The organism is Thauera sp. K11, from assembly GCF_002354895.1.
In the GTDB taxonomy this organism is placed as follows: domain Bacteria; phylum Pseudomonadota; class Gammaproteobacteria; order Burkholderiales; family Rhodocyclaceae; genus Thauera; species Thauera sinica.
The window spans coordinates 2485506-2511637 of the sequence record NZ_CP023439.1 but is presented as its reverse complement, the minus strand read 5'-3'; the positions used below and the strand labels follow the sequence as shown (position 1 = coordinate 2511637).

Below are 26132 nucleotides of genomic sequence, written 5' to 3'. Positions count from 1 at the left end.
CGCCCTCGCTGCGCTCGGTGCTCGGACAGTCCTCGCCGGCTCCGGGAATGCCCCGCGCTCCGGTCAGCGTGGTTTGGAGGCCATGGGCTGTATTCAGACTCGAGAGAATCTTTTTTCCATGAAAGAACTGACATTCGACAACCGCTTCGTCCGCGAACTGCCGGCCGACCCGGAACCGGGCGTGCATGTGAGGCAGGTGCATGGCGCGTGCTATTCGCGCGTGATGCCGACGCCGGTGCGAAAGCCGCAGTTGCTGGCGTGGTCGCCTGAAGTCGCCGCGCTGCTGGGGCTGGAGGAGGCCGATGTCCGCGCCCCGGATTTCGCCGACGTGTTCGGCGGCAATGCCTTGCTGCCGGGCATGGAGCCCTACGCCGCCTGCTACGGTGGCCACCAGTTCGGCAACTGGGCGGGGCAACTCGGCGACGGTCGCGCGATCACGCTGGGCGAGGCGGTCAACGGGCGCGGCGAGCGCTGGGAGCTGCAGTTGAAGGGCGCCGGGTCGACGCCTTATTCACGCCATGCCGACGGCCGGGCAGTGCTGCGTTCGTCGATCCGCGAGTTCCTGTGCAGCGAGGCGATGCATCACCTCGGCGTGCCGACGACGCGGGCGCTGTGCCTGGTGGGGACGGGCGAAAAGGTGGTCCGCGACATGTTCTACGACGGCAATCCGCAGCCGGAGCCGGGCGCGGTCGTGTGCCGCGTGTCGCCGTCCTTCATCCGCTTCGGCAATTTCGAGATCTTCGCCTCGCGCGGCGAAGGGGAGCTGCTCGGCAGGCTGATCGATTTCACGATCGCCCGCGATTTCCCCGGGATCGAGGGCGACGCGGACGAAAGGCGCATGCGCTGGTTCGAGGAGGTCTGCCGGCGCACCGCGGTGTTGATGGCGCATTGGACGCGGGTGGGTTTCGTGCACGGGGTGATGAACACCGACAACATGTCCATCCTCGGCCTGACGATCGACTATGGCCCCTACGGCTGGATCGACGACTTCGATCCGGACTGGACGCCGAACACCACTGATGCGGCCGGCCGGCGCTACCGCTTCGGCCACCAGCCGCAGGTGGCGCACTGGAACCTGTGGCAACTCGCCAATGCCGTGTATCCGGTGATCGGCAAGGTGGAGCCGCTGGAGGCGGCGCTGCTCGGCTATGCCGACATCTACGAGGCGGAGAACCGGCGCATGACGATGGCCAAGCTCGGCTTCGCCGACTGGCAGGAAGGAGATTCGGCGCTGGTGGCGGACCTGCACCGGCTGCTGCGCGATGGCGAGATGGACATGACGATCTTCCATCGCCGGCTGGCCGGGTTCGATGCGGAGCCGGCCGAGGTGCCGGGCGGATCGGCGCTGGCGCTGTTTGCCGATGCTTTCTACAGCGACGATCGGCGCGAGGCGGTGCGTGAAGAATTCACCGCGTGGCTGCGGCGCTACGCGGCGCGTCTGCGGCAGCAGGCGGTACCGCAGGACCGGCGCAAGGTGGAGATGAACCGGGCCAATCCGCTCTACGTGCCGCGCAACTACCTGGCGCAGCAGGCGATCGACGCGGCCGGGGAGGGGGATCTGTCGCAGGTGGAGGAACTGCTCGACGTGTTCCGCAAGCCTTACGAGGAACAGGCCGGCCGCGAGCGCTTCGCCGCGAAGCGACCCGACTGGGCGCGGCATAAGGCGGGGTGTTCGATGCTGTCGTGCAGTTCCTGAAGGAACTGCGCACTCACCACCGGTCGCCGGGGGACGGGGCGGGAGCGCTCAGACCTTCACCCGCATCAGCCGCTGTTTTTCGCGTTCCCAGTCCCGCCTCTTCTCGTCCTCGCGCTTGTCGTACAGCTTCTTGCCCTTGGCCAGGCCGATCTCGATCTTGATGCGGCCTTTCGAGTAGTGCAGGTCCAGCGGGACCAGGGTGAAGCCGGCGCGTTCGACCTTGCCGATCAGCCTGGCGATCTCGCCCGCATGCAGCAGCAGCTTGCGGGTGCGCGTCGGGTCGGCGTGGATGTGGGTGGAGGCGCTGGCGAGCGGCGTGATGTGCATGCCGAAGATGAAGATTTCCTCATCGCGGACGACGACGTAGGCTTCCTTGATGTTCGCCCGCCCGGCACGGATCGCCTTCACTTCCCACCCTTCGAGGACGAGGCCCGCCTCGTATTTTTCCTCGATGAAGTAGTCGTGGTAAGCCTTGCGGTTGTCGATGATGCTCATGTCACGAGAATCCAGTCAGGGCGCATGCCCCGCTGCCCGGCAGCGAACGGGCCGGCTGCATGCGGTAGAATCGCGCATCTTAGCAGTTCGGCACAGGCGCCGACTTCGACTTTCATCCCTCCGTTTACATGGCCGACGTCAAGAAGCTTGTCCTGATCGAATTCACGCCCGAACAGATGTTCGAACTCGTCGACCGCTGCGAGGACTATCCGGGCTTCCTGCCCTGGTGCGGCGGTGCCGAGGTCCATGAGCGCACCGAAACGCTCACATCGGCGACGATCCACATCAACTACCACGGCATCAAGGCCCATTTCAGCACCGAGAACACGAAAGTGTGGCCGCGCGAAATGCACCTGCGCCTGACCGACGGCCCCTTCACCCATCTCGACGGCGAATGGCGCTTCACACCGCTCGGCGACACGGCGTGCAAGGTGGAGTTCAGCCTGCGCTACCAGTTCTCGAGCAAGCTGCTGGAGAAGGTGCTGGGGCCGGTCTTCAACCACATCGCCAACACCTTCGTCGATTCCTTCGTCAAGCGCGCCGCGCAGATCCATGCAAAGGGCTGATCATGGCCGGGCACATCCGCGTCGAAGTCGTCTATGCCCTGCCGCAGCGCCAGGAACTGGTGCAGCTTCAGCTTGAGGAGGGGGCGACGGCACGTGAGGCGGTCGAGGCGTCGGGCCTGCTGCAGAAGTACCCGGACATCGAACTCGACGGCCACAACAAGCTCGGCATCTTCGCCAGGCTGACGAGGCCGGACACGGTGCTGCGCGACCGCGACCGCGTCGAGATCTACCGTCCGCTGATCGCCGACCCCAAGGCGGTGCGCAGGAAGCGCGCGGACGAGGGCAAGACTACGAAGAAGGGCGGCGGGCTCGCCGGGGAATAGCTCCGGGGAACAGGTCGGGGACGGCCCGCGGAACCGGACCGGGACGTACGAAAGTCGCGCCTTCGGCGCTCGCCGGAGCGTTCCGGCGGCAGCACCCGGCGGGCGGCGGGGATGGATCTCAGGGGCAGTGCTGGTCGATCTGCTGCTGCAGGCGGGCGGCTTCCTGCGCGCGCGCGGCGTCGTCGAGGAATTCGCGTTCGCCGGCGGCATTCGGCCGTGCGACGCGCTGGCCCGACTGCAACGCGCTGAGCTGGCTGCGCGCCTGCTGGCAGAAGCGTTCGCGCTCCGTTTCCGTCGCGGCTTCCTTTTCCGCCTTGGCCTGCGTTTCGGCTTCTGCGGTGCGGCGCTGGCGGAATTCCAGGTCGCGGTCGGCGACGGACTTGGGCTTTGCCGTGTCGGATGCGGTGCCGGCGGAAGGCGGCGCGGCGCCGTTGGCGGGCACGGCCGGGGGCGGGGTTCGGCCCGGCTGCAACACCTTCACTTCGCCGCTGGGCGGCGGCAGGTCCGAATACACCGCACGGCCGTCCTTGTCCTTCCAGTTGTAGATCTGTGCGGCCGCGGGCAGGGCGGCGAGGAAGGCGAGAAGCGCGGCGGCGCTGCGTATCATCGATCAACTCCGGGTGACGCCGCTTACACGGCACGGAACGCATCTGTATAATACGGATTTGGTTGAAAGGAAAGAAGCCATGCGAGTGATTCAGAAGGCGCTGACGTTCGATGACGTCCTTCTCGTTCCCGCCCACTCCACGGTCCTCCCACGCGACGTGAGCCTGCAAAGCCAGATCACTCGCCGCATTCGCCTCAATATCCCCCTGGTATCCGCCGCGATGGATACCGTCACCGAAAGCCGCCTGGCCATCGCGCTGGCCCAGGAAGGCGGCATCGGCGTCGTACACAAGAACCTCACCCCGGCCGAGCAGGCGGCCGAAGTACACAAGGTCAAGCGCCACGAATCCGGCGTGCTGAAGGACCCGATCACCGTTCCGCCGACGATGACGGTCGGCCAGGTGATCGCGCTGCAGCGCCAGCACCGTTTTTCCGGCCTGCCGGTCGTGGAAGGCGGCAAGGTCGTGGGCATCGTCACCAATCGCGACACCCGCTTCGAGACCAAGTTCGACCAGCTCGTGTCGGAAATCATGACGCCGCAGGCGCGGCTCGTCACCGTGCGCGAAGGGGCCAGCCTCGACGAGGCGCGCGAACTGCTGCGCGTGCACCGCCTGGAGCGCGTGCTGGTGCTCAATGACAGCGGCGAGCTGTGCGGCCTCATCACGGTGAAGGACATGATGAAGTCCACCGAGCATCCGTCCGCCGCCAAGGACGAGCAGGGCCGCCTGCGCGTGGCGGCGGCCATCGGCGTCGGTGCCGGCACCGAGGAGCGCGTCGAGCGCCTGGCCGAGGCCGGCGTGGACATGATCGTGGTCGATACCGCCCACGGCCACTCGCAGGGCGTGCTGGACCGCGTCGGCTGGGTCAAGAAGCAATTCCCGCAGATCGAAGTGGTCGGCGGCAACATCGCCACCGCGAATGCGGCGCGCGCGCTGGTCGATGCCGGCGCCGACGGCGTCAAGGTCGGCATCGGGCCGGGGTCGATCTGCACCACCCGCATCGTCGCCGGCGTGGGCGTGCCGCAGATCTCCGCGATCGACAACGTCGCCAATGCGCTCGCCGGCACCGGCGTGCCGATGATCGCCGATGGCGGCATCCGCTTCTCGGGCGACATCGCCAAGTCCATCGCCGCGGGTGCCAACGTCGTGATGCTGGGCGGGCTGTTCGCCGGCACCGAGGAGGCGCCGGGCGAGACGGTGCTTTTCCAGGGCCGTTCGTACAAGTCCTACCGCGGCATGGGATCGCTCGGCGCAATGGAGAAGGGCGCGGCCGACCGCTACTTCCAGGAAGAGAACACCAGCAACATCGACAAGCTGGTGCCGGAAGGCATCGAGGGCCGCGTGCCGTACAAGGGGCCGGTGGCCGCGGTGATCCACCAACTGGTCGGCGGTTTGCGCGCGTCGATGGGCTACCTTGGCTGCGCCGACATCCCGGCGATGCACGAGCGCGCCGAGTTCGTCGAAATCAGTTCGGCGGGCATGCGCGAGTCGCATGTCCATGACGTGCAGATCACCAAGGAAGCGCCGAACTACCAGATCAGTTGATCGCGTTCCACCGACGTGTTCCGGGCGGCTGCGAGGCCGCCTTTCCTTTTCTTGACGCTAGAGACGTTCGCGCCATGGTTCACCAGAAAATCCTCATCCTCGACTTCGGTTCCCAGGTGTCGCAGCTCATCGCGCGCCGCGTGCGCGAACAACAGGTCTATTGCGAGCTGCATCCCTTCGATGTGTCGGACGAGTTCGTGCGCGGCTTCGGCGCCCAGGGCGTCATCCTGTCCGGCGGCCCGAACTCCGTCTACGAAGCCGACGACTGGCGCGCACCGCAGGCGGTGTTCGAACTCGGCGTGCCGGTGCTCGGCATCTGCTACGGCATGCAGACCATGGCCAGCCAGCTCGGCGGCAAGGTCGAAAGCTCGGCCAAGCGCGAGTTCGGCTATGCCGAGATGCGCGCCCGTGGGCATTCGAAGCTGTTCGAGGGCATCGAGGATCGCGTCAACGCCGAAGGCCACGGCCTGCTCGACGTGTGGATGAGCCACGGCGACAAGGTCACCGAAATGCCGCCCGGCTTCGGCGTGATCGGCAGCAACGAATCCACCCCGATCGCCGCGATGGCCGACGAGTCGCGCTGCTTCTACGGCGTGCAGTTCCATCCGGAGGTCACGCATACGATCAAGGGCAAGGAGATCATCGCCCGCTTCGTGCACGATATCTGCGGCTGCGGCCACGACTGGAACATGCCCGGCTACATCGACGAGGCGGTGCGGAAGATCCGCGAACAGGTGGGCGACGAGGAGGTCATCCTCGGCCTGTCGGGTGGTGTGGATTCGTCGGTTGCGGCGGCGCTGATCCATCGCGCCATCGGCGACCAGCTCACCTGCGTATTCGTCGACCACGGCCTGCTGCGTCTGAACGAAGGCAGGATGGTGATGGAGATGTTCGCCGGACGCCTTCATGCCAGGGTCGTTCATGTCGATGCGACCGCACAGTTCATGGGCCACCTGAATGGTGTCACCGATCCCGAGCAGAAGCGCAAGATCATCGGCCGCGAATTCGTCGAAGTGTTCCAGGCCGAGGCGCAGAAGCTGCCGAATGCGAAATGGCTGGCGCAAGGCACCATCTACCCCGACGTGATCGAATCAGGCGGCGCCAAGAGCAAGAAGGCCCACACCATCAAGAGCCACCACAACGTCGGCGGCCTGCCGGAGACCCTGGGACTGAAGCTGCTGGAACCGCTGCGCGACCTGTTCAAGGACGAGGTGCGCGAACTCGGCGTCGCGCTCGGCCTGCCGCACGACATGGTGTATCGCCATCCCTTCCCGGGGCCGGGCCTGGGAGTACGCATCCTCGGCGAGGTGAAGCAGGAATACGCCGACCTGCTGCGCCGCGCCGATGCGATCTTCATCGACGAGCTGCGCGCCGCCGGCTGGTACGACAAAACCAGCCAAGCCTTCGCCGTATTCCTGCCGGTGAAGAGCGTCGGCGTGATGGGCGACGGCCGCACCTATGAATACGTGGTGGCGCTGCGCGCGGTCGAAACGCAGGACTTCATGACCGCACACTGGGCCGAACTGCCCCACAGCCTGCTCGGCAAGGTCAGCAACCGCATCATCAACGAGGTGCGGGGCATCAACCGGGTGGTGTACGACATCTCGGGCAAGCCGCCGGCGACGATTGAGTGGGAATGATTCGGCGTCTTTCAGGGTCGATCGGGGTCTATCGAAAATCTCTGCTAAGTGCCTGTCCTGTATAGAGAACGTCTGTCGGGGTCTATCGACATCTATCGGGGTGATGCCTTCCAGTTTGACGGTAAATCTGACGGTAAAGATCTGGCACTGACACCCCCAGAATTTTTTACCGTCAGCGCTTTTGGGTCGTTGACGGTAAAAAAATAGGCCGAAAAATAATACGGAACAAGAACTTAGCGAAGTTGTAGCGGCCAAATCATCGTGACGGTAAAATCCCCCCGAGAGGAGGGACCGCCGATGCTGTCCGATGGCACGCTCAGGGGCATCAAGCCCCAGGCCACCACCTACAAGATCGCCGACCGGGACGGGATGTACGTGACCGTCTCTCCCAAGGGCACGATCACTTTCCGTCTCGACTACCGGCTCAACGGCCGGCGGGAGACGCTCACGATCGGCCGCTACGGGTCCAAGGACGGGATCTCGCTGCTGATGGCGCGCGAGCGCTGCGTGGAAGCGCGCAAGGCGATCGCCGAAGGCCGATCTCCCTCCCAGGAGAAGCAGCGCGAGAAGCTCAGAACGGCCGAGGCCAAGACCTTCGAGGAGTTCACCAAACGCTGGCTGGAAGAGGCCAGGATGGCCGAGAGCACCAAGTCGATGCGCAAGAGCATCATCGACCGGGACATCCTGCCGGCCTTCCGCAACCGCCTGATGGCGGAGATCAGCCCGGAAGACCTGCGCAACCTGTGCGCCAAGGTCAAGGCGCGCGGCGCGCCGGCCACCGCCGTGCACGTGCGCGACATCGTCAAGCAGGTCTTCGGCTTCGCAGCCCTGCACGGCGAGAAGGCGCCGAACCCGGCGGACGAAGTTGGCCCCTCGTCGATCGCGACGTTCGTCGCAAAGGACCGCGCGCTGTCGCCGTCCGAGATCCGCGTCATGCACCGCGTGCTGGACGCCACCGCAACCCTGCCGACCATCCGCCTGGCGCTGCGCCTGATCCTGCTGACGCTCGTGCGCAAGAGCGAACTGATCGAGGCCACCTGGGACGAGGTCGACTTCGAGAACGCCGTCTGGACGATCCCGAAGAGCCGCATGAAGGCTGGCAAGCCCCACAACGTGTATCTGTCGCAGCAGGCACTCGACATCATGGTGGCGCTGCGCACCTGCGCGAGCGGCTCCAGGTTCCTGCTGCCTTCGCGCTACGACGCCGATCGCTGCATGTCGAAGGCGACCCTGAACCGGGTCACCCAGATCGTCGCGGAGCGCGCAAAGGAAGCGAAGCTGCCGCTCGAGCCGTTCACGGTGCACGACCTGCGCCGCACTGGCTCGACCATCCTGAATGAGCTCGGCTTCAACAGCGACTGGATCGAGAAGTGTCTGGCCCACGAAGACGGGCGCTCATCGCGCGGCGTCTACAACAAGGCGGAGTACGCAGAGCAGCGACGTCACATGCTGCAGGAGTGGGCCGACATGATCGACGCCTGGGTGGCGGGGAAGACGCACACGCCGACGCTGCTGCCACCGACGATGAAGGTGGTAACGACGGCAGCGCCGATATGAGTGGCTTCGACGCAACTCTTGGGAGCGGACGCTGCTACGACGCGTTCCCGGTGCACGCGGTCTGGTCGACTGTCGTCAGAAGCAATCAGGTCGACGTTGGCAGGGCCGCCCGTACGTCGGGTTGCTGTCAGCTCTGGGCGAGTTGAAGGCGTTCTGCCTTGTCGAAGTGAAGCGGCTTCGATCGCCTCCTCGAAGCATCGGCGTCCAAATTGCGCACGACTCCTGCCTTCACGAGGCGAACGAGCGAGCTTTGCAGCTCACCCGGAAGCCAGTTCGTGGCCTCAAGAATGTCTGCGAAATCAGCAGTTCCGACACGCCGTTCGCCCGCTGCGAGATACTGGCGCCAGAAGGCATCAACATCATCGGGGCTGCAGCGACCGTCCGCCGGTTTGGGCAGCGCGTCCGTGCCGAACATGTCGGCGACGCCCGTCCTTTGCTGTCGAACGTCGATCTGCTTGGCAGCGCGAACCTGCCGCTGGACGAGGTCCACTCGTTCGGAGATTTCCATGAACTCGACAATGCCCGTTGGATGGCTGGTCAGATACACGAGGTGGTACTTCGTTCGCCGGTGTAAGGGGTCGAGCACTGTGACGTAGGCTGACCGAGCCCGGTAATCAGGGCGGCCAACGGGAACGCATGCCTTGAGGCTATTGCGATACGCGTTGACGAGCGCCTCTTCACGCTCGGCGGGCTGCAGGCCGTCAAGGTTCACAGTCGACCCCAGCAGCTTCGCCATCGCTTCCTGCCAGACTGACATCGACGCTGTGCGATTGATGAAGTTGTAGGCAAAGTTGATCAGGAATTCAGACCGAGGGCGTTCAAGCAACGGTCTCATCATCTCGATCACGATGTCTTTCCAGCCCTTGGGGTCGACGAAGAAGAACGTGAAGGAGCCCGACCCGCACCACGTCAGGATGTCACCTCGCAGGTCTACGAAGTCGCCATGCAGACAAGCCCGATCGACCGAGGGCGGCGCCTTCGAACCCAGATATCTCGCGAGCCGATCGAATGCCCCCTTGTCCTTCTCCACGTACAGGGCGCGCATCGTGGCGTCGACGCCGAGCGTTGCCAACTTCTCCTTGCATGCGGCGAGCGTCTTCAGCGACAAGGAGATCGACGTGCCCTCAAGGTCGTCATCCGGTGCGCCCCAGGGGCCGGCAAAGCAGTCCACGAAGCAGATCTCTGCGCGCCCTGCCTTCTTGGCGCTCATGCCGATGATGAGCACAAGCTTTTCAAGGTAGCTCTTGAGCAGCGCATGCTTCACCAGAGCCTGCTCGCGCCCTTCGTACGTCTCCGGAATGATCGAAGTCAAGTTCAGCGACTCCCGTGGCGACGTTTATCCGCGCAAGGCTCAGACAGCCATGAAGAGTGTGCGCTGCGGTGGCGACATGATCTGGTCGCTGTCCTTGATTTGGGCAGACGATCGGCGCTTGGTGCCGTCGGCTCCAACGATCTCGAGGGCCTGTTCATCGAGGAGTGTGCCGATCGACTGGCGGTAGATTCGCGCCGACGCCGGAGAGCTGTTGCAGGTAGTCGCAAACAGCTCGCCGAAGCTAATTCCAGCGTCGTTTGCATAGACACGCCGCGGGATGTGCTCGTTGAGCGCAGCGATGCTTGCGCGCCGGGCGATATCGTCGAACTCGAACCCTAAGGGCGACTGCTGAAGGTAGTCCGCATCATGCACAGGGTCGTAGCCGACCATCTGGAACATGTCTAGACCCGCGCCGCCGTAGTGGATGAAGTAGTTGTTGTTGGCCCAGTGCACTTCTGTCATCACGTCACGAGCGCGATGATGCTGGGACATGTGGATCAGCCAGTAGTCACCATGTCCACCGCGATTGCGGATGAAGAACGGCGTGAAGTGGCGGGCGCCGCTGTTCTCGACGAGTCGACGGTAGAGCGTACTCTGCAGGAAGAGCCGCCAGTCACGGTCGGAGGCCTTGATCTCCTCAACTGATCGGCCGCCGAAGATGTCCGGTATGCCGAGGCCGTTGAGCAGGTCCTTGACCTGGTCGCCGTCGCTGGCAAAGTTCATGAACGAGTCGACGCCGAATGTCAGGATCACCTCAGCGCTTGGTAACGCAGCAAAAATCTTGCGCAGCAGGTGCGTCGGCACTTCCTTGTAGCCGTATTGATCGAGCGCGAAGATCGAGCGGCCGTTGCGTGGGCTCTTGCGCTTTATGAACTCGATGATCGCGTCGGCTTTGTCTTGGAATCGTGCGTGGTCGATGTAGATGCCGTTTCCGATCCTGTCGCCGTAGCCCGCTTCGCGCAGCACCTTGTCGAGGTGCATGTGCGCGTGGCGGTCGGCCTCGGTGAAGAAGTAGTCGACCTGGAGGTGGACGGGCTTGCGCCGGTCCTTATTGATCAGGAACTCGGCCTCGCGCGTGGCTTCGAGGAAAATGAAGGGCGAACCCTTGACGGGCTCGCGCGTGTCGTTGTGAACGTACAGTCCGCCGCCCGCAAATCCATCAACCAGCGTCAGTTTCAGAACGTCTTGGTTCGGCGAGCTGACGAGGGTGCGGAAGTACGCCGCGAGGTAAGCCTCAAGGATGCGGTGCTTGGCGACGCTGTGTTGCTGGATGAGGTCGGGGCCGTCTTTCCAGTTGTACTGTTTCAGCGTCATGCGTTTATTCAGACGTGGGCGGTCAGTGCTGGCATGTCGTCCCAGGTCCTGCCCCCAAGCAAGCGGCCGTTGGCCTTCTTGGAGCGACGTTTGCCGTCTGCCCCCCAGCCACCCCACTGCTTGAAGAAGAACTGCACTCCCTGGTCGTCACATTGTTGGCGAATATTCTCGACCCATTCCAGTTTCATCGGACGTGCCTTCGGGCCAGACTCACCCCCGACGATCACCCACTGAATGTCGGTTAGGTTGAGTTCGCCGACATCTTCTAGCAGTGGCTCGACGGACAAGAAGCGGATGCGCGCGTCTACCTTGCGCAAGCACTCGATACGAGGCACGCCGTACTTGCGGTCCTCGACGGAGACGCCCATCCAGGCGTTCCTGGGCACGTCGTGCGTCCGGAAGAAGGTGGCCATGCGATCCGCTCGCTTGGTCAGCACTTGGAAGGTGTGCTGAGGGCACTGACTGATCACATCGAAGACCTGGGCGATGTACTTGTCATCCACGCCTTTGTGGAAGAGGTCGGACATCGAGTTCACGAAGTACACCGTCGGCTTCTTGCGCGCGAGTGGTTCCACCAGGCGATCCGGCAAGATCGTGAGCTTGAAGCCGTTCTCGTAGCCCGGCGTGCCCATGGCCTTCAGCCGCCTGGCCATCGACTCGGCGTAGCAGTGCTTGCACCCGGGCGAAATCTTCGTGCAACCCACGGTCGGATTCCAAGTCGCCTCGGTCCACTCGATTCGGCTTGCTTGCGACATGAGGCCCTCCTAGTTCTCAATGGTTTGTGCAGGTGTCTACACCGCGCGTAGCACGCGCGTGACGACACCCCAAATGTGCAGGTCATTCTTATCGCCGATGGGGACATCGGCGAAGTCGGGGTTGCTGGCCTTCAGCAGCCAACCGGTGGCCGTTCGCTTCAAGCGTTTGACAGTCAGTTCGCCGTCGATGTCGGCAATGACGATTCGTCCATTCTCAGCCGCCACACCACGGTCGACCACCAATTCGTCTCCGTCGGCGATGCCAGCGTCCCGCATCGACCAGCCGTCGACTTTCATGACGAATGTGCTGCTAGGGTCGCGCACCAGGTGCCTGCCGAGGTCGACGGCATCTTCTTGGTAGTCGTCGCCTGAAGTGGGTTTACCAGCATGAACTCGGCGCCCGAGGGCAGGCACGACAGCGACGGCTCGAATTGTCGCGATGGGCCTCAGGTCTACGCCGTGAGCGGTACCAGCAGGCGTGCGCTTCATAGCATCCAGGTACCCCACGACCACGGGCAGGAGGCTGTGCGGCACTCTAATGGTCTTGGTGGGCTCGCCGTAGGCGGCCTTTCGCCCGGCACCCGGTCGGGTTCCACCATGGCGAGATTTGGATGGCTGCGGCCGCATGATTTTGTGACGAAATCAAGAGTAACACGCGACACGTGTCAGCGGAAGGCGGTCAGGCCTTGATGGGGCTGTTTTGTTGGTCGTCTTACCCCTTCGCGCTGATCGGCCGGCCTTTCCTCTTTCGAACATCCGGCGCCGGCGCCTTCTTCACCCCGATGCTCCCGGCCGCTCGCCGACTCTGCAGCCAGGCCATCACCTCGGCCAGGTCCCACACCACGCAGCGCGCCGTGAGATAGAACCGCTGCGGGAATTCCCCGCGGCGCTCCAGCTCGTAGATCGTCGAATCCGCCAGCGGGACGATTTGACGTAGCTCGCTGCGGCGGATCGTGCGTCGCAGTCCCTTCGGATCGGTCGGCGCAGCTTTGTACAGATCCCGGATCGCCCGCGCGTCGAACGCGCTCGGCAGCTCGGTCTCGCGTACCGCATGCCGAAGCGCTGCGGCGCCATTTCGGCCGGCATCGCGATCTTCTTCGACGACACCGTCGAGTACGGCAGGCGTCGCCTGCGGCCCGCCGGCTCCGGCCGCCCGCGCCACGTCCGTGAACTGATTCCCGCGTTTCATCCGCCCCCCGTTCTCGGTCCAGGGGCCACCGCGGCGCCTCCGACCGACTCTCGGAACCGTCGACCTCGCGCGCCGCCACTGACTCGGCGGCTCGCGAACCTCGGGGCCCACGCGCGGCGTCCTGGCGCCTCTTGTCATCGATCGCCGGCATTCGCCACCTATCGCGAGGCCCTTGGTCTCCGGATACGGAATCCCACCCAAAAGTGTCGGGACGCGCTTCTCTAGTGCTTCCGCCTTATGCGCTCGACCTAGGTCGTTCGTCGCTCTTTCTGCCCTAGCGCCCGCTCGATCACCTCCCCGTCAGGCAACCGACGGGGAGAGAGATGGTGCTCAAGGCGGGAGAGGGTCTCCAGCGATGGGAGATCGCGGTCACGAAGAAGGTGGTGGGTGAGTTCAGGAGGCGGTCTCGAAGCCTCGCGCGCGAGGAGTTCGACGATCTGATGCAGGAGTGCCTGGCGCACTGGATCGTGGTGCGACGGAAGCTCGCGCCCGATCCTGATGCGCCTCCCGTGGGCTACATGGCGCAGGTCATCCGCAACAAGCTCACGGATCTGATCCGCGAGCGGGCGGCCGACAAGCGCGCCGGAGAGCAGGAGGCGCTGTCGCTCGATGCCGCGCTCGACGGCTCGGACGATGGCCTGACGCTGGCCGACGAGGAGTCGACCCAGCAGGACGAGGCCGGTGCCGTCGACCGCCACCACGCGCGCATCGACATCGGCCGCGCCCTGGCTCGGCTGACGCCGGTCCAGCGGCAGCTGTGCCAGATGCTCGGCGAGGAAGGGCTGTCGATCAAAGAGGCCGCCGAGCGGCTCCAAATCCCCCGCGGCACCCTGTACGAGGAGATCAAGCGCATCCGTCGGGTGTTCGCAGATCAGGGGCTTGGCGACTATTTGAAGGAGTAGCCCGACACTTTTCGACGCGATTCCGTATGCCTGAGGACCGACCTGAATCGGCACGGAATCGATGATCAAGTTCACCATCACCAGCACCAAGGGCGGCGTCGGCAAGACGACGCTCACGGCCAACCTCGGCGCCCTGCTGGCCGACATGGGGCTGCGCGTCCTGCTGGTCGACGCCGACGTCCAGCCCTCGTTGTCGAAGTACTTCCCGCTGGCGGCAGCGCAGCCGGCGGCCGGCCTCACCGAGGTGATCCTGCGCGGCGAGGTCACCGCTGCGTGCATCACGGCGACGGTCTTTCCGAATCTCGACATCGTCGTGTCCGACGATCCCGAGGGACACCTCCCCAACTGGCTGCTCAACCGGATCGACCGCGGATTCCGGCTGCGTTTCGCACTGCAGGCTGCCGTCGTGGCGAACGCCTACGACTGCGTCTTGATCGACACGCAGGGCGCTATCGGCCCTCTGCAGGACGCGGCCCTCATGGCTGCCGACATCCTCGTCTCGCCGATCACGCCGGAGGTTCTCTCCGCGCGCGAGTTCAAGGACGGCACGATGGAGCTGCTGGATCGGCTGGAGCCGGGCAGCGCCCTGGGCGCCACGCTCGGGCCGGTGAAGGCGGTGATCTACCGGCAGGACCGCACGGCCGACGCCCGTCTCATCGCGAGCGGCATCCGCGAGGACTTCATCCGCCTGAAGGGCAGGGTGTCGGTGCTCGACACCGTCGTGCCGCACGCCAAGGCCTACAAGGAGGCGGCCACTCTGCGGATCCCGGTGCACCGGCACGAGCCTCGGAGGGACGGCGTCATGCCGAGCGCGTCCACGGTGATGCACCAGCTCGCCTGGGAACTGATTCCCAGCCTCCAGGGCGTTCACGCCGGCGACTCCGCTGCCGAGGAACGATCGGCATGAGCGGCAAGGTGTCGGTCGACGAGCGGCGGCGACTGGTGGCGGAGTCGTTGCGCGTCGGAAACCCGGGCAACAACGCCCGCGATCTCGCCGGCCAGATCGACCCGCGAGCGGAATCGCAGATCGAGCTCGCGGTCGACGAGATCCAGCCCTACGAGCACAACCCGCGGCGCGCGACGAACGCGAAGTTCGACGACATCAAGGAGTCGATCCGCACCAGCGGCCTGCGAAGTCCGCTCACCGTGACCCGCCGCCCCGGCGAGTCGCACTTCATCGTCGAGGCGGGAGGCAACACGCGGCTGCTCGCGCTGCGGCAACTGTGGACCGAGACGCGCGATCCGCGCTTCCGCAAGCTGGTGGTGCTGTTTCGGCCGTGGCGATCCGAGAGCCACGTCCTCACCGCGCACCTGATCGAAAACGAGCAGCGCGGCGAGATGACCTTCTGGGACAAGGCGTGCGGCATCGTCGCGCTTAAGTCCCGCCTGGAAGCGGAGCAGGGCCGCACCTTGACGCTGCGGCCGCTGGAGGACGCGCTCCACGCGTTGGGCCTGGCGGTGAACACCGCGACTCTCGGTCTCCATCTCTTCGCCACCGAGCGGTTGCGAACCCTCGGCGAAGCAGTGACGGATCTCTCTGGCCTCGACGTCAAGACGATGCAGCCGCGGCTGAACGCGCTGAGGCGCTACGCCCAGGCGCGGAGCTCTATCTCCGAAGACGACCTCTACGCGCAGGTGTTCGAACCCGTCTTTCGACGCATCGCGCAGCAGTACCCGCACACCGGCACGTTCAGCGTCGCCACCACCTGCGAGGCCTGCGAAGTCGGCCTGGCCCATCACCTCGGCGAACCCGTCGAGTCGCTACGTTTGGCACTGAGGTCGAAGGGCGACAGCGAGTCCCAGGTGAACCCGTCGGCGCCGGTGGCCGGCTCCTCCGTCGATGGCGCGGAGGTGGACGAACTGCTGACGCGTGCCAGGCGCTTTGCGGACGCCGTCGGCATCTCCGACGTGATTCAGCCGGAACCGCAATCCCCCGCCGGCTTGCGCATCGCGACGCTCAACGACGGTGACGCGGAAGACCCCGCATGCCATCGCGCCTGGTGCCTGCTCGCGGCGCTCTTCGGCCAGCTCGAGCCGAATGCGGCGCCGATGGACACGGCGGCGCCGGCGTTCCTGCAATGGCTCGTCGATCCCGACGACCCGTCGGCCACAGCGTTCTGGGAGTTGCTGGCTTGCGCCAGGCGGTCGGGCGGCCTTCGCCGGCCGCCCGGCATCGCGGGCGAGGCGGCTTCTGCCTCGGAGGCAGCGTGATGCTGCCGCTGCAAGACGCCCAGGTGCGGCTCGTCCTCCTCAATCACGTCACGGTGCGCCTGGCCGACGCCGCGCAGGACGAGCTCCACGCGGCCGGCATCGAGATGGAGCAGCTGGCCCACCTTCGGCAGCTCTCGGCCGTCGATCTCAGTCGACTTGCCGCGATGCGCAGCCTCACCATTGGCGTCACCTTCGACGGCGGGGCCCTCAAAGCGGGGCTGCGCGCGGTGGCTCTCGTCAACGAGGCCAAGGCGCTGGAGACGTACTTCATCCGGCACGGTGCGTCCACGCACCTGATGAGCGCGCTCTTCAAGCTTCGCCGCAAGCTGACGCTCAAGCGCCGCCGAGACATCGGTGCCCGGCGCCCGGCGGGTCGCGTGCCGCTGCCCGACTACGCGACGCGCGAGCGCATCTACCAGGCGTGGCGGGCCATCGCCGATCCGTCGCCCCGCGTTCGCTACTACCGGCTGCACCAGGAGTTCCAGCACATCCCGATCGCCGTGCTGGAGGCGGTCGTCCGCGAGTTCGAGGCTGACGAATGAACGCTCGCATGGAGAGCCTCGGCATCACGCCGCAGTTGTTGCTCGAAGTCTTCGACATTCCGGTGAGCTTTCATCGCTGCCTGGTGCCGATCACCGGTGGCGTCACATCGGCATTGATGCTCTCGCAGGCGATCTGGACCAGCCAGTCGCTGGAGCCTTCTGCCGACGGCTGGTTCCTCCGCTCCCAGGAGCAGTGGACACAGGAGACCGGGCTCTCGCGTTGGGAGCAGGAGACCGCGCGCCGCGCGTTGCGCCGCTCGGGGCTGCTCGAAGAGCGGCGGGTCGGCATGCCGGCCAAGCTCTGGTTCCGCGTCCGCGCGGATGCTGTCTGGCGCGCGCTGCAGGCCCATGCCGGGGCGGCTGACCGGTGAGCGCCGGAGGAGGCAGCCGTGGCTGAAGACGCGCGCCGGGAGCACGATGAATCACTAGCGGCGGCTGGCGACGACCATACCGCGCCGCTCTCCGTCATCTGGTCGCTGCTGGGCCGTCACATCGCCTTCCATCGGCGGCTGGTGGATCTCACGTCCAGCGTCAAGGCGTCGCTCCTGCTGTCGCAGTCGATCTACTGGACGCGCCACGGTCGGGACATCGCCCGGAACGGCGGCTGGTTCCACAAGACGACGGAGCAGTGGGCGATCGAGACCGGACTGTCGCCGAAGGAACAGGCCAGCGCGCGCGAGGTGCTGCGCAATCTCGCGCTCCTGGACGATCAGCGGATCGGCATTCCCGCCCGGCTGCACTTCAGGTTGAGGCTGGACGAGCTCGGCGCGCGGCTCGCCGATCGGATTGCTGGCCATCCGCAGGCGGTCGACTGGAGCGACCGGCTCGTGCTTGCGGAACTGCTCGGTCCGTCGGTGGCCTTCCATCGGACGCTCGTCGAGGTCGCGGGTGGCGTGCACGGCGGGCTGATGCTGTCGCGCGCGCTGCACCTCACGCGGCTGCAGGTTCGACGTCGTCTGGATCAGTGGATCGTCAGCTCGGCCGCGCGCTGGTTTGAGGAGCTCGGTCTCACGCGGCGCGAACAGGAAACGGCGCGGCGCGATCTCGTGCGTGCCGGGCTCTGGGAGGAGTGCCTGCGCGGCATTCCGCCGAGCCTGGTGGCGCGCATCAGGCTCGATTGCCTGCTGACATTGCTGACCGAAGATGTCTCATCGGCACGGGCCACCGACCTGCGCGGCGTCGATCCAGAGCGTGACGTTGGCGCAGCCAACGATTCACCGAAGAGCGATTCAAGACTGTGGCATCCCCGCAGCCTTGCCACGCCGAATCCGCCACGACAGTTCGGCCCGACCCGCGAACACGGTTCACCCGAAAGCGCCGCTCTTCTTATGAGTCACAGTACAGGTGAATCACTACAACCACAGAACACTGGCTCGCCGACGCCTGCGCCGGCCGCCGTGGATGGTGGTGGGGAGTTGATCTTCCCCGAGCAGATGCTGCCGGACGAGCGCCAGGCAGCACGCGTGCTGCTTCGCCCCTGCGGCGAACACGCCCAGGCTCTGCTCGACGAGCTTGCCGGCCGGCTGCAGATGGGCGGCGTGCGCAGCAGTCCGGTCGCGTACCTGCGCGGGCTCATCGCGCGCGCCGGCGCTGGCAGCTTCATACCGGAGCTCGGTCTCCGCGTGGCGGCCGCGCGTGCGCAGCGCCAGAAGGAGGCCGCTCTGCGTCGCGAACGCGAAGCCGAGGAACGGCGTCTCGCGGCCGAACGCGCCACGCCCGAGTACCAGGCCAGGGCTCGCGCGCAGCGCGAGAAGGTTAGGCAGATGCTTGGCGAGCTCAAGACGCGCATGAACACCGGCAGGTAACCATGAGCACACCGCGCGCCCCCGCCCCGTCGATGCCAGAACACGTCAACACGGAGTCCGCCATGACAGCACAAGACGCGCCGTCCTCACTCGGTCCGGTGCTCGACCCCGCGCCAGCCATCTCCGCGCCTGCGGCGCCAGCACGGCCCGCAGGATCGTCGCTGGGCCAGCTCGTCGATGAGACACCCGATGCGATGACCCTGCACACGCAGGACGCGTACCGCATGTTCACCGGCCGCGCCGCCGATCCGGCCAGCAACGCACCGGCCATTCCGGGCGGGCGGCGCTTCGCGGCGGTGCTCAAGGCGATCTGGTACCTGTCGGCGAACGACAACCCCTACGCCGACTGGATCCTGATTCGCGTCTACCAGTCGCTGTCCGGCATCCGTTCGCAGATGGGCCAGGTCATCGAAGCGCGGGAGGCCGAGTTCGAGCGACTTCGCCGCCGAGGGCTTGCGCTGTCGGTGCTCGCGTCGCGCAGCCCGGTCACGGTGGAGTTGGGGTTTCGCAGTCCGTATGGCTACGCCACGGCCGAGGCGATCGTCGAGTTCGACTACCACGTGCGCATGGTCAAGACCCTCGTCCTCAAGGACCGCATGAGCGACGAGGCGGGCAGGGCAGAGATCCGCGCCATCGGCCGCGGTCTGCGCGCGCTGTTCCTCGAGCCGATCCGCTGGGAGCGCAACCTGTTGCGCGAGGAAATGCTCCCGCTGAGCCGGCGCGATTTCCTACCGGGCGCGGACGAAGCGGCTCGGCAGCGCGTGCGCGCCGCGGTGGCGCTGTTCGGTGAACTCCCGCGCAAGGTGTTCACCGGCGAGGAGGTGCCGCGGCACTCGCAGCGGCGCGTCACCCCGACCGCGGCGGAACTGCGGTTGATGCAGCAGGTCTCGCTCAGCGCGGACGCCGAGCCGCCGCCACCGTCGGCAGGGCAGCTCCTGTGACGACGGGGTTGTGCCAGCCGGCACGGCACCCCAGTGCGCCGGAGTGGGCGATGCTTTGCGTGCTTGCGCGCGAGGCGCTCGCCGTCGCCACGCTGCACGGTGCCGCGCAGCTGTCATTCCGCGGCTATCGCGTCGCTGTCACGCGCCTCTGCGCCGCCGGGGCGGATGGCGCATTCGTCGAGATCACGCTCGCTGGCAATTGCGGCGGCGAGCCGCTCGACCGTGTCCGCATTGCAGTTGCATTCCGATCGGACGAGGGATCAGCATCCCGCATCGATCCCTGGAACACGCCGGCAATTGCCGCGGGTCAGGCCGAGTCTCTCGCTGGCTGTGTCAGCCCGGTTGATGCCCGTTACGCATCGCTCGAAACCGGTCAGATCTCCTGAGAACCGGTGGCCGTAAGGCCCGGAGATTTCGTCAGTGCTTCTACCCAGCCGGGGAGTCCCATCCCCGTACTGGGGACGGTCTCCCCATTTTCATGTGTTCCATGTCATAGGAGGCCATCATGTCCGAGTCATCCCAAGCCAGCAGCCCGTCGTCGTTCTTCAACCTGCACGTCGAAGGCGTCGGCTATCTCAATCGTGTTCGCACCGTGAAGCCGAAGAAGGGCCAGGAGTTCCTGGCCTGCACCGTGGCTGCCCTCCGCGGCAGCGACAGTGACGTCAGCTACACGAAGTTCGACTGCCGTGTCAGCGGTGCTGACGCTCAGGCGATCGTCAAGCGCCTGGAAAACGATGTCGCGGCCGACAAGGCCGTGATCATCGGCTTCCGGATCGCCGACATCTATCCCGAAATGTTCACCTTCGAGAAGGGCGACAGGAAGGGGCAGCCGGGCGTCAGCATCAAGGGCCGACTGCTGCGCATCAAGTTCGCCAAGGTCAACGGCGAACCCATCGATGTGCCGCAACCGGCGCGCGCGGAGGAACGCGAGAGCGTTCCGTTCTGACCGCCGGCACTGTCAGTCTCAATCCATCCCCCGGGGAGCTCGCTCCCTGGGGGAGGAGTTCCCCATTCGTCATACGAAGGAGAACTCCATGTGTCGACCGATCGAGTCGATGTCGGACGCGGCCCTGCTCAGCACGCTGGTGGGACCCCGAACGGCAGCGAACCTGTTGAAAGACGCGAGTGGCAGCCTGTCGCGGCTGCTGAACGCAGACGTAGCGCAGCAAGTCCCGCCGTCCTCCGTCGGAGCGAAGCTGATGGCGGCCAGGGAACTGGTCCGTCGTGCGCTTGCCGAGACGATGCGCGAGCGGGACATGCTGGCCTCACCGGCCGCGGTGCGCGACTACTTGCGGATCATGCTGGCCCAGCGCGACCACGAAGTCTTCATGGTGCTGTTCCTCGATGCACAGAACCGGGTCATCGCGCCCGAGGAAATGTTTCGGGGGACGCTCACGCAGACCAGCGTGTACCCGCGTGAAGTGGTCAAGCGCGCGCTGTCGCTGAACGCTGCGGCGGTGATCCTGGCGCACAACCACCCGTCGGGTGTCGCCGAGCCCAGCCGGGCCGACGAGTTCCTGACCCAGTCGCTGCGCTCCGCGCTGGCCCTGGTCGACATCCGTGTGCTCGACCACATCGTGATCGCAGGCAGCAACGCCACCTCGTTCGCCGAACGCGGTTTGCTGTAGCCCGTGAACCCTGCGCGACACCCGTCGCGCTTCCCATCCGGATCGGGATTCCCCGGTCCGGTTCTTCACCCCAGCGGGGATGTGCAACCCCGCATGGCGGGGGGCCGTTCCTGCAACTTCTCTGGAGTCTCACCATGAAGAGCGGACGTTCCCTCGTCGACCTGGCCCGTGAACTCGAGCGCCAGATCTCCTCGAAGCGCGACCTGGTCGTGCCTTCGTCCTTCCTGCAGTGCCGTACCGATGAGGATGGCAGCCTCAAGCTGATCGTCGACTCCCGCCAGGGAGACGGCGAGTACGGCGTCACGGGTCTGGCGCGTCGGCAGCTCGCCGACAAGCTCAAGATCCCGTTCGCCTACTTCGAGCGCATGCGCACCGAGCAGCCTCAACTGCTCGACCGCAACGTCAACACCTGGCTGCAATCGGACGGCGACCGCCGGATGATCCGCACGCTGGACGGGCAGGTGAGGGCGGTGCTATCGGACCGCTATCGCCGGCTGGACAACTTCGATCTTGCGGAGAACGTCCTGCCGATCCTGCAGCGGCTGGAAGGGGCCCGCTTCGAGTCGGTCGAGCTGACCGAGACGAAGATGTATCTGAAAGTCATCACGCCCCGCGTCGAGTTCGAGGTCGCCCCCGGCGACATCGTGCAGGCCGGCATCGTCATCACCAACTCGGAGGTCGGCTGCGGCACGCTGTCGGTGCAGCCGCTGATCTACCGGCTGGTGTGCAAGAACGGTCTGATCGCATCGGACCACGCGCTGCGCAAGACGCATGTCGGGCGCTCGCTGACCACGGAAGCGGAGTCGGTCAATGTGTTCAGGGACGACACCCTGGCCGCAGACGACCGGGCCTTCTTCCTGAAGGTGCGGGATGTGGTCGAGGCTGCGGTTTCCGAAGCCACGTTCCGCCAGGTTGCGCAGAAGCTGCAGAAGACGCGCGACATCCGTCTGACCGGCGACCCGGTGAAGTCAGTCGAGGTGCTGGCCAACCGCTACACGCTCAACGACACCGAGCGTGCCGGCGTGCTGCGGCACCTCATCGTTGAAGGCGATCTCAGTGCCTATGGTCTGGTCAACGCGGTCACGCACTTCTCGCAGGACGTCGACGACTACGACCGTGCCACCGAGCTCGAGGCACTGGGCGGCAAGCTCATCGAGCTGGCCCCTGGCGACTGGAAGGAGTTGGCCCACGCCGCCTGAGAACCCCCGAAGCACTGCCGTCGGCGGTGCTTCGGGACTGCTGCCCCTGATTGAAGTCCTCCTCCTCGCCCGGTGCAGCCTCACGACTGCCCGGGCACTTTTTTCGTCTGTCAGCAGTGCTGACGGCTGCCTCGGCGATCGCTCGGTGGATCCACCTGCGGAGATCATGGCTCGCGCTGATTCAGTTCGGCGCCTTGGCGGCGGAGTTCAGTTCACATGCCTCCCTACGTATGGCCACTCGCCCCGGCGGGGCGGCTGTCGCCGCCCGCTGCCGACACTCGCGGGTGTTCCTGATCGGCCATGAACTGCCCATCGGGCCGGCATCCTGAGCGACTGGTCGAGACTGATCTGCGACGGTCAATCCGACCCAGAAAGGTGAAAAGGGTGACGCCTGCTGCCGAAAGCGGCCGGTGACGACCTCGACGAATCCGCACGATGCCGAGCCTGCTCGCTACCTTCTCGCTTAGAGGTTAACGGTCCGCCGGCAGCAGCTCGCGGATCTTTTCCAGATCGTCTTCCGTTTTGGTCAAAATGCGCTCGAAGCATTCATCGCAAACCCGACGTGACGTCGAGTAGGCCTGCCCGAGTTGCGGAATCTCGATGCAGCTCGTGCCTTTCGGCAACTCTTTATTGCAGCGATAGCAATGGCTGAGCTTACCGACATCGACGCGCTTCGGGCGGCCGTTGGCTCCGCCGATCAACGATGGGGTTGGACCTCTAGGACTGCTTTTTCTCATAGTCGGCCTTCGCTTTGCGTACTCGCCTGACCAGGACCTGCAACAGTTCTTCCAGGTTGTCGAGCACGTTCCGGAAGTCTTCGGTGGTGGCTGCTGATCGCTCTTTGCCCAGGCGTTTCTCGATTTCCTTGTTCACCATCATCAACGCGCAGACGTAGTTGTTCTTGCCGGTCAGGCCCATCTGGTACCTGTAAACCATCTCGGTGCCGGTCTGCTTCAGCTCGACGTGGTTCAGAAGGATGTTCGCCAATCGTTTCGCCTGCTCCTGTAGGCGCTTGCGTGCTTCTTCCCATTCGCGCTGCGGCTGGACCGCGAACGGTTCCGCCGCGGACCCCTTCCGTAGCGGCGTCCTTTGCGCCGCTCGGACCAATTCCTCGACCTTGCTGTCGTCGAGCCCCAGCAGCTTCATGCGGTCGCGCAGGTCAGCGATGATCTGGGCGTCCTCGACCGACGTGAAATCCTCTTCCCACAGCGAATCGACAATTTCCCCGTGCACGACCACCTGGTCGCCGGCGCGAAGCCGTGTCGTGCCATCGCGCGCAGCTTGCGGCAGTTCCGGCTCCTCGCCGCCGATAACCTTGTCCCAGAACGCCTGATCGTCGTTTTCGAACTGCTTGAATTCCTTCAGCCGCTCATCGAGATTCATTCCCAAATGAGTCACGATATGGCCAACGTTGTCGGGGTGAGCCGGGTCGTTCTGGACGACGACGCGCATGATGCGACCGACAAACTGGATATAGGGCGCTAGCGACCGGAACGGGCGGAAAATGGCTGCTACGCTCAGTTTCGGGTGATCGAATCCTTCACCCAGCATCTGAACCTGGATGATGCAGTCGAGCGTGCCATTGCGCAGGGCGGCCAGAATCGCCGCCCTCTCCTCTTCCATCAGGTTGCTATGGATGACAGCGGCATTGAATCCACGTTCCTGATAGAGCGACCGGATCTCTTTCGCGTGATTGATGGAGCAGGCAACCGCGATTAGCTGGTGTTGTGTGCCGCTCTGCCGTAGCTCTTCGAGCTTCTGCAGGCTGCTATCGACGATGTGCTGATTGCACAGGCGCGCCAGCGCTACGCCGCGGCTAAACCACACCTCTTCCTTGAGCTTCAGCACCTCGTCCAGCGTATAGGAACGACCGCCACTGTCGGAGAAGCCGAGTTCTATCGTCGAGGGGGCCACATAACTGGCCTTCAGGCGTTTGATGTACCCCTTCAGCGTGGCATTGCGGAACGGGTAACGGAACACCAATTCACCGTCAAGCTCCTGGCGATCGCTGCGAAACGGGGTCGCTGTGAGCAGGATGACCTTCGCCTTCGGAAACCGCTCGATGACTTTTTGCCAGCTATCGGCAGCGCTGTGATGCGCCTCGTCGACGATGATCATGTCGAAGAAGTCATCCGGGAACTGCGTCAGCCATTTGTCGACGTTGGTCGCGAGTTGATGGACATTGGTGATGACGATGTGGGACTTCGTGGCAATCGAGATGTTCCCGCTGTCCAAGGTGCACGCCAACGGGCCCGATAGCATCTGGTCATTGGTCAGGACACCTGCCTTCCGCCAGAAGCATTTCTGCCGGTTGGTGATGTCCATCGCCTCGTAAAGACCGTCCTTGATCTGCAGGTTGGGTGCGATGACGATGACGCGACCCTCCGCCAGTCCGAACGGCAACAGTGACGCCAAGCCCGTCTTGCCGCAGCCGACCGGAATTTGCAGGATCGCCTTGTTCTTGCCTGCGCGAAAGAACTCGTACGTGCGTAGGTAGCCGTCACGCTGAGGATCGCGCAGATGGTCGTTCCCTTCGATCGAGAAATCCGAGTCGAGGAAGAACGACTGCTGTAGGTTCACAGAAAAACTGAGAAAACTAACAAATAGTTGCTCAGCTACGGGCGGAAGACAAGATCACGATCGACAAGGGGCGACGGCGACACCGCGGACGCCTCGTCGGCGAGTATGGCCGCAACCCGGTCGAACACGTATTCTCATTCGACTTCATTACGCGAAAGGGCGAGCGGCTCTGTGGGGAGACTCAAAGGGGAATCGCTCGGCGCAAGATGAACGACCGATTGGGGCGTGGCCTCGCTATGCCCGGCTGAGGCAGCCCTGTAAGCGTTGCAGCATACGAGGATCGAATCGCACTCGGGACACACGAAACCCTCGACTCCCTCGCCAGCCACACGCTCATAGCGCTCAAGCGCCACAGGGGCGTGACACGCCGGACAGGTGAGGTGGGTCGGTTGTTTCATCGCATACGCTCCTGCTAAACTGTATTTTCGTACAGCCTTCAGCGAGAAGCAAGGACGTGACCTGCCGCACTGTGGACATCGCGCTTGTCGAACTCGACGAAGCCGCGCTGCTTGCATCGGGCGCGGCGTTGCGGCGCAGCCTGCCCTGGCTCGGTGCCCAGCCGTCCGTCCAGCTGAGCCATGGCCTGCTCGATGCGTTGACGGCGAAAGCCTATCTGCATCGAGACAACCACCTCGAACTGCGTATCGAGGGCACATTCGGCAGCGAACTGGTACTGGTCGTCCCGGACGGCCAATGGTCATGGCGATGAATGCTGATCACGCCGTCCATCACCGATTTCTCTACGACCAAAGACGTAGTTACGAAATGACGCGGGTACCATACGGGCGTGGCACACAGGTGCCGATCCTTCGAACGAGCCCTCTTCATGACCAACCTTGCCGACTACAGTCTCCCCCAGCTCAAGCAACTCCAGACGCGCATCACCAAGGAGATCGAGAAGCGCGAAACTGACACTAAGGCATCCCTGCTGAAGCGTCTGCGCAAGCTTGCCCAGGAGGAAGGCATCAGCCTGGAAGATCTGCTGGGCCGTGACGCTGGCACGATCGCCCCGGCCGCAAAGCGGGGACGTCCCACCGCAAAGTCCGTTTCGGCGAAGAAGAAACCATTGCCAGCCAAGTACTGCAACCCCAACAATCTCGAACAATCCTGGTCGGGCCGGGGACGCAAACCGGGATGGTTCGAAGCTTGGGTGGCCAATGGCGGCAGCATTACTGCTCTGGAGAACGCCGCGACCGTGGCGAACAAGGGACGCCGTGGTGCGCTGGCCATCACCCCCGCCAAGGCCGAACCGGTGCCCAAGGCCCCCGCTGCGGCGTAAGTCACCGTCACGCGCAAACGCGCCACACTGCCTGCCCGGAAGCGGGAA

28 protein-coding genes are annotated in these 26132 nt (G+C 64.9%); 19 read left to right on the top strand and 9 right to left on the bottom strand.

The window, feature by feature from the left end; genetic code table 11:
- Positions 1–118 precede the first annotated feature (118 nt).
- The gene (locus tag CCZ27_RS10985; RefSeq protein ID WP_096448142.1) at positions 119–1696 is read left to right on the top strand and encodes a protein adenylyltransferase SelO; all 1578 of its coding nucleotides are present in this window, start codon (positions 119–121) and stop codon (positions 1694–1696) included.
- 48 nt (positions 1697–1744) lie between these two features.
- On the opposite strand, the gene smpB is transcribed toward CCZ27_RS10985, so the two are convergent.
- Complete coding sequence (smpB, locus tag CCZ27_RS10980) at positions 1745–2191, bottom strand: SsrA-binding protein SmpB (protein WP_096448140.1); 447 nt, start codon at positions 2189–2191, stop codon at positions 1745–1747.
- A 128-nt stretch (positions 2192–2319) separates the two neighbouring features.
- Between smpB and CCZ27_RS10975 the strand changes: the two genes are divergently transcribed.
- The gene (locus tag CCZ27_RS10975; protein WP_096448138.1) at positions 2320–2757 is read left to right on the top strand and encodes a type II toxin-antitoxin system RatA family toxin; all 438 of its coding nucleotides are present in this window, start codon (positions 2320–2322) and stop codon (positions 2755–2757) included.
- A gap of 2 nt (positions 2758–2759) precedes the next feature.
- Positions 2760–3080 (top strand): RnfH family protein, encoded by a 321-nt coding sequence (locus CCZ27_RS10970; RefSeq protein WP_096448136.1) that lies wholly within the window; start codon positions 2760–2762, stop codon positions 3078–3080.
- A 118-nt stretch (positions 3081–3198) separates the two neighbouring features.
- On the opposite strand, the gene CCZ27_RS10965 is transcribed toward CCZ27_RS10970, so the two are convergent.
- Positions 3199–3687: a DUF4124 domain-containing protein gene (locus tag CCZ27_RS10965; RefSeq protein ID WP_096448134.1), complete on the bottom strand. Its 489-nt coding sequence runs from the start codon at positions 3685–3687 to the stop codon at positions 3199–3201.
- A 79-nt stretch (positions 3688–3766) separates the two neighbouring features.
- Between CCZ27_RS10965 and guaB the strand changes: the two genes are divergently transcribed.
- From guaB to CCZ27_RS10950, 3 genes are all read left to right on the top strand, one after another.
- Positions 3767–5230, top strand: coding sequence for an IMP dehydrogenase (gene guaB, locus CCZ27_RS10960; RefSeq protein ID WP_096448132.1), 1464 nt, complete (start codon positions 3767–3769; stop codon positions 5228–5230).
- A 74-nt stretch (positions 5231–5304) separates the two neighbouring features.
- Complete coding sequence (gene guaA / locus CCZ27_RS10955; protein WP_096448130.1) at positions 5305–6870, top strand: glutamine-hydrolyzing GMP synthase; 1566 nt, start codon at positions 5305–5307, stop codon at positions 6868–6870.
- 297 nt (positions 6871–7167) lie between these two features.
- Positions 7168–8427 carry a tyrosine-type recombinase/integrase gene (locus CCZ27_RS10950; protein ID WP_096448127.1) on the top strand — a complete coding sequence of 420 codons (1260 nt, stop codon included), beginning with the start codon at positions 7168–7170 and terminating at the stop codon, positions 8425–8427.
- Positions 8428–8554: 127 nt separating this feature from the next.
- On the opposite strand, the gene tcmP is transcribed toward CCZ27_RS10950, so the two are convergent.
- The 5 genes from tcmP to CCZ27_RS10925 form a co-directional block, all read right to left on the bottom strand.
- The gene (gene tcmP, locus CCZ27_RS10945) at positions 8555–9739 is read right to left on the bottom strand and encodes a three-Cys-motif partner protein TcmP (RefSeq protein ID WP_157748548.1); all 1185 of its coding nucleotides are present in this window, start codon (positions 9737–9739) and stop codon (positions 8555–8557) included.
- A gap of 39 nt (positions 9740–9778) precedes the next feature.
- Positions 9779–11053: a three-Cys-motif partner protein TcmP gene (locus CCZ27_RS10940; RefSeq protein WP_096448123.1), complete on the bottom strand. Its 1275-nt coding sequence runs from the start codon at positions 11051–11053 to the stop codon at positions 9779–9781.
- Positions 11054–11061: 8 nt separating this feature from the next.
- A complete protein-coding gene (locus CCZ27_RS10935; RefSeq protein WP_096448121.1) occupies positions 11062–11808 on the bottom strand; it encodes a DUF5131 family protein in 747 nt (248 codons plus the stop codon).
- A gap of 36 nt (positions 11809–11844) precedes the next feature.
- On the bottom strand, positions 11845–12297 hold the full coding sequence (locus CCZ27_RS10930; protein WP_157748547.1) for a LexA family protein: 453 nt from the start codon (positions 12295–12297) through the stop codon (positions 11845–11847).
- Positions 12298–12520: 223 nt separating this feature from the next.
- A complete protein-coding gene (locus CCZ27_RS10925) occupies positions 12521–12997 on the bottom strand; it encodes a helix-turn-helix transcriptional regulator (protein ID WP_096448117.1) in 477 nt (158 codons plus the stop codon).
- 323 nt (positions 12998–13320) lie between these two features.
- On the opposite strand from CCZ27_RS10925, the gene CCZ27_RS10920 reads away from it, so the two are divergent.
- The 11 genes from CCZ27_RS10920 to CCZ27_RS10870 all read left to right on the top strand — a co-directional run bounded on the left by CCZ27_RS10920 (position 13321) and on the right by CCZ27_RS10870 (position 22225).
- Positions 13321–13899: an RNA polymerase sigma factor gene (locus CCZ27_RS10920; RefSeq protein WP_096448115.1), complete on the top strand. Its 579-nt coding sequence runs from the start codon at positions 13321–13323 to the stop codon at positions 13897–13899.
- A 61-nt stretch (positions 13900–13960) separates the two neighbouring features.
- A complete protein-coding gene (locus CCZ27_RS10915) occupies positions 13961–14806 on the top strand; it encodes a ParA family protein (protein ID WP_096448113.1) in 846 nt (281 codons plus the stop codon).
- A complete protein-coding gene (locus tag CCZ27_RS10910; protein ID WP_096448111.1) occupies positions 14803–16110 on the top strand; it encodes a ParB family protein in 1308 nt (435 codons plus the stop codon). The genes CCZ27_RS10915 and CCZ27_RS10910 overlap by 4 nt, the downstream gene beginning before the upstream one ends.
- Positions 16110–16652: an STY4526/YPO1902 family pathogenicity island replication protein gene (locus tag CCZ27_RS10905; protein ID WP_157748546.1), complete on the top strand. Its 543-nt coding sequence runs from the start codon at positions 16110–16112 to the stop codon at positions 16650–16652. The genes CCZ27_RS10910 and CCZ27_RS10905 overlap by 1 nt, the downstream gene beginning before the upstream one ends.
- Positions 16649–17023, top strand: coding sequence for a hypothetical protein (locus CCZ27_RS10900; protein ID WP_157748545.1), 375 nt, complete (start codon positions 16649–16651; stop codon positions 17021–17023). Before CCZ27_RS10905 ends, CCZ27_RS10900 begins: the two co-directional genes overlap by 4 nt.
- A gap of 18 nt (positions 17024–17041) precedes the next feature.
- Positions 17042–18457, top strand: coding sequence for a hypothetical protein (locus CCZ27_RS10895; protein ID WP_096448105.1), 1416 nt, complete (start codon positions 17042–17044; stop codon positions 18455–18457).
- Between the two features lie 2 nt (positions 18458–18459).
- On the top strand, positions 18460–19398 hold the full coding sequence (locus tag CCZ27_RS10890; protein WP_096448103.1) for a PFL_4669 family integrating conjugative element protein: 939 nt from the start codon (positions 18460–18462) through the stop codon (positions 19396–19398).
- 50 nt (positions 19399–19448) lie between these two features.
- On the top strand, positions 19449–19784 hold the full coding sequence (locus CCZ27_RS10885; RefSeq protein WP_096448101.1) for a hypothetical protein: 336 nt from the start codon (positions 19449–19451) through the stop codon (positions 19782–19784).
- Positions 19785–19903: 119 nt separating this feature from the next.
- A complete protein-coding gene (locus CCZ27_RS10880; protein ID WP_096448099.1) occupies positions 19904–20344 on the top strand; it encodes a DUF3577 domain-containing protein in 441 nt (146 codons plus the stop codon).
- 88 nt (positions 20345–20432) lie between these two features.
- Positions 20433–21026: a RadC family protein gene (gene radC / locus CCZ27_RS10875; protein WP_096448097.1), complete on the top strand. Its 594-nt coding sequence runs from the start codon at positions 20433–20435 to the stop codon at positions 21024–21026.
- A gap of 134 nt (positions 21027–21160) precedes the next feature.
- A complete protein-coding gene (locus tag CCZ27_RS10870) occupies positions 21161–22225 on the top strand; it encodes a DUF932 domain-containing protein (protein WP_096448095.1) in 1065 nt (354 codons plus the stop codon).
- A gap of 470 nt (positions 22226–22695) precedes the next feature.
- Here CCZ27_RS10870 and CCZ27_RS23515 read toward each other — a convergent pair whose 3' ends face one another.
- A complete protein-coding gene (locus tag CCZ27_RS23515) occupies positions 22696–22926 on the bottom strand; it encodes a hypothetical protein (protein ID WP_157748544.1) in 231 nt (76 codons plus the stop codon).
- 16 nt (positions 22927–22942) lie between these two features.
- Positions 22943–24805, bottom strand: a complete 1863-nt coding sequence (locus CCZ27_RS10865) for a DEAD/DEAH box helicase (protein ID WP_096448093.1) — start codon at positions 24803–24805, stop codon at positions 22943–22945.
- A gap of 454 nt (positions 24806–25259) precedes the next feature.
- On the opposite strand from CCZ27_RS10865, the gene CCZ27_RS10860 reads away from it, so the two are divergent.
- The gene (locus tag CCZ27_RS10860) at positions 25260–25514 is read left to right on the top strand and encodes a hypothetical protein (RefSeq protein ID WP_157748543.1); all 255 of its coding nucleotides are present in this window, start codon (positions 25260–25262) and stop codon (positions 25512–25514) included.
- A 117-nt stretch (positions 25515–25631) separates the two neighbouring features.
- Positions 25632–26084, top strand: a complete 453-nt coding sequence (locus tag CCZ27_RS10855; RefSeq protein ID WP_096448089.1) for an H-NS histone family protein — start codon at positions 25632–25634, stop codon at positions 26082–26084.
- Positions 26085–26132: the final 48 nt, after the last annotated feature.

Coding starts and splice junctions, on each gene's coding strand:
- CCZ27_RS10985 (WP_096448142.1), top strand. CDS start 119: ATGAAAGAACTGACATTCGACAACCGCTTCGTCCGCGAACTGCCGGCC.
- smpB (WP_096448140.1), bottom strand. CDS start 2,191: ATGAGCATCATCGACAACCGCAAGGCTTACCACGACTACTTCATCGAG.
- CCZ27_RS10975 (WP_096448138.1), top strand. CDS start 2,320: ATGGCCGACGTCAAGAAGCTTGTCCTGATCGAATTCACGCCCGAACAG.
- CCZ27_RS10970 (WP_096448136.1), top strand. CDS start 2,760: ATGGCCGGGCACATCCGCGTCGAAGTCGTCTATGCCCTGCCGCAGCGC.
- CCZ27_RS10965 (WP_096448134.1), bottom strand. CDS start 3,687: ATGATACGCAGCGCCGCCGCGCTTCTCGCCTTCCTCGCCGCCCTGCCC.
- guaB (WP_096448132.1), top strand. CDS start 3,767: ATGCGAGTGATTCAGAAGGCGCTGACGTTCGATGACGTCCTTCTCGTT.
- guaA (WP_096448130.1), top strand. CDS start 5,305: ATGGTTCACCAGAAAATCCTCATCCTCGACTTCGGTTCCCAGGTGTCG.
- CCZ27_RS10950 (WP_096448127.1), top strand. CDS start 7,168: ATGCTGTCCGATGGCACGCTCAGGGGCATCAAGCCCCAGGCCACCACC.
- CCZ27_RS10940 (WP_096448123.1), bottom strand. CDS start 11,053: ATGACGCTGAAACAGTACAACTGGAAAGACGGCCCCGACCTCATCCAG.
- CCZ27_RS10935 (WP_096448121.1), bottom strand. CDS start 11,808: ATGTCGCAAGCAAGCCGAATCGAGTGGACCGAGGCGACTTGGAATCCG.
- CCZ27_RS10930 (WP_157748547.1), bottom strand. CDS start 12,297: ATGAAGCGCACGCCTGCTGGTACCGCTCACGGCGTAGACCTGAGGCCC.
- CCZ27_RS10925 (WP_096448117.1), bottom strand. CDS start 12,997: ATGAAACGCGGGAATCAGTTCACGGACGTGGCGCGGGCGGCCGGAGCC.
- CCZ27_RS10920 (WP_096448115.1), top strand. CDS start 13,321: ATGGTGCTCAAGGCGGGAGAGGGTCTCCAGCGATGGGAGATCGCGGTC.
- CCZ27_RS10915 (WP_096448113.1), top strand. CDS start 13,961: ATGATCAAGTTCACCATCACCAGCACCAAGGGCGGCGTCGGCAAGACG.
- CCZ27_RS10910 (WP_096448111.1), top strand. CDS start 14,803: ATGAGCGGCAAGGTGTCGGTCGACGAGCGGCGGCGACTGGTGGCGGAG.
- CCZ27_RS10905 (WP_157748546.1), top strand. CDS start 16,110: ATGCTGCCGCTGCAAGACGCCCAGGTGCGGCTCGTCCTCCTCAATCAC.
- CCZ27_RS10900 (WP_157748545.1), top strand. CDS start 16,649: ATGAACGCTCGCATGGAGAGCCTCGGCATCACGCCGCAGTTGTTGCTC.
- CCZ27_RS10890 (WP_096448103.1), top strand. CDS start 18,460: ATGAGCACACCGCGCGCCCCCGCCCCGTCGATGCCAGAACACGTCAAC.
- CCZ27_RS10885 (WP_096448101.1), top strand. CDS start 19,449: ATGCTTTGCGTGCTTGCGCGCGAGGCGCTCGCCGTCGCCACGCTGCAC.
- CCZ27_RS10880 (WP_096448099.1), top strand. CDS start 19,904: ATGTCCGAGTCATCCCAAGCCAGCAGCCCGTCGTCGTTCTTCAACCTG.
- radC (WP_096448097.1), top strand. CDS start 20,433: ATGTGTCGACCGATCGAGTCGATGTCGGACGCGGCCCTGCTCAGCACG.
- CCZ27_RS10870 (WP_096448095.1), top strand. CDS start 21,161: ATGAAGAGCGGACGTTCCCTCGTCGACCTGGCCCGTGAACTCGAGCGC.
- CCZ27_RS10855 (WP_096448089.1), top strand. CDS start 25,632: ATGACCAACCTTGCCGACTACAGTCTCCCCCAGCTCAAGCAACTCCAG.